This is a genomic window from Pseudonocardia bannensis (genome assembly GCF_012911875.1).
Classification (GTDB): domain Bacteria; phylum Actinomycetota; class Actinomycetes; order Mycobacteriales; family Pseudonocardiaceae; genus Pseudonocardia; species Pseudonocardia bannensis.
This window is the reverse complement of sequence record NZ_JAAXKZ010000260.1, coordinates 1-1,445: the sequence shown is the minus strand read 5'-3', so window position 1 is coordinate 1,445 and position 1,445 is coordinate 1. Positions and strand designations below refer to the sequence as shown.

Genomic DNA, 1,445 nt, shown 5'->3' with positions numbered 1-1,445 from the left:
ATGCCCGCCAGTGCCCACGACGTCCCCACGACGACCGCGCCGATCACCCCGACCGCGGCCGACCGGCCCGCGACGTCCACGGTCCGGGACGACCCGCCCGCGCCTGCCGCGGCCTCCGGGGCCCGCCGGCTGCTCGGCCGCGCCGCCCACGCCGTGCGCGCCGCTCACGCCGCGGCCGTGCCCTTCTAGACGGACCCGCTAGCCCTTCTTCTGCACGGACCCCAGCCCCGTGACGTTGCGGGTCACGTCGGGGTCGCCGATGTACTCCACGGAGCCGATCCCGGAGACGTCCGCCCGCAGTGAACCGGACACGGCCACGGTGGCGTTGCCCGTACCGGTGAGCCGGACCGTGGCGTTCTCCGTGGACAGCCGGGAACCGTCGAAACTCCCAGCTCCACCCAGCGTGAGATCCAGGTCGGTCGCCCGTCCGGTCGGCGTGAACCGTCCGGCCCCACCGATGTCGGCCGTGAGCCTCGGCGACTCGATGTCGGCGGCGTTGATGTCCCCGGCCCCGCTGAGCGACACCCCGGCCAGGCTCCGCACCGTCACGTCGAAGGTGAGGGTGGTGTCGGTCGTCATGGGCACGTCCTTCAGACCGAGCCGCAATGTCGTGCCCGAGACGTCGGTCGTGACGTGGGGCAGGATGCTGGTGGTCGCGGTGACCGTGACCGAGTCGGTGCCGGTCTGCCGGATGTTCACCGTCCCGATTCCGGTCAGGTCCACGGAGTCGAACGCCGGGACCGGACGGACCTGTGAGGTGACGCTCGTGTCCCCGGCAGAGCCCGGCGTCGTCGAGCAGCCCGCCACCGCCAGCACGACGAACACGACGGCCATGGCGAGGACGCGCATGCCGGGCCTCCGATCGTCGCCCGGAGCCGTCCCTGGACGGGGCGATCGGGACGGGCCCATTGTCGCGCTCGCCCGGCTCCGGCCCCAGGGTCGAAGGTCCCCGCCACGCCGCCTCGGCCCGGGAGCGGGTCGGCGTCGAGTCGCCATCATGTGCGGGTGAGCGTCGAACTGCCGGTCATCCCCGGCCGCCCGGACGAGCACCCCGCCTCCGTCCGCCGCCCTTGTCCGGAGGGCGGGTGACCGTTCAACGCGTCCAGGTTTCGGGTCTGCATGCGGAGGTACCAACCCGACCAGCGGCCCGAGTTGCGGGCCTGCGGCCGAGCCCGGGCCGGTCGACCACACCAACCGGCCCTACCGGCAGTTGTGCCGCCAGCACAGGAGCCGACGATGGGCACCCCGGATCACGAACCCGTCCTCGACTTCGACATCGCAGTCGGTGACCACGTGTGCGCAATGTACAGCGGCCCGGCCGAACGCAACGCCATCCTGCGCCCCTTCCTCGACACCGGCCTCGGAGCCGGACACAAATGCCTGATCGGACTCCAGGAACCGGACGCACCATCAGTCATCCGCACGCTGGGCATGCACGCCGACAT

At 72.2% G+C, this 1,445-nt stretch carries 3 protein-coding genes; 2 read left to right on the top strand and 1 reads right to left on the bottom strand.

The features are described from left to right. On the top strand, positions 1 to 189 hold a 189-nt coding region (locus tag HF519_RS30065), incomplete at its 5' end, for a hypothetical protein (protein WP_169416321.1). A 9-nt stretch (positions 190 to 198) separates the two neighbouring features. Here the strand turns inward: HF519_RS30065 and HF519_RS30060 are convergent. Beyond that, the gene (locus HF519_RS30060) at positions 199 to 849 is read right to left on the bottom strand and encodes a GIN domain-containing protein (RefSeq protein WP_169416320.1); all 651 of its coding nucleotides are present in this window, start codon (positions 847 to 849) and stop codon (positions 199 to 201) included. A gap of 387 nt (positions 850 to 1,236) precedes the next feature. On the opposite strand from HF519_RS30060, the gene HF519_RS30055 reads away from it, so the two are divergent. Beyond that, the coding region (locus HF519_RS30055; RefSeq protein ID WP_211170791.1) for an MEDS domain-containing protein at positions 1,237 to 1,445 on the top strand (209 nt) is incomplete at its 3' end.

What these genes read in the sequence shown, in the direction of transcription:
- HF519_RS30060 (WP_169416320.1), bottom strand. Translation starts at nt 849, where the DNA reads ATGCGCGTCCTCGCCATGGCCGTCGTGTTCGTCGTGCTGGCGGTGGCG.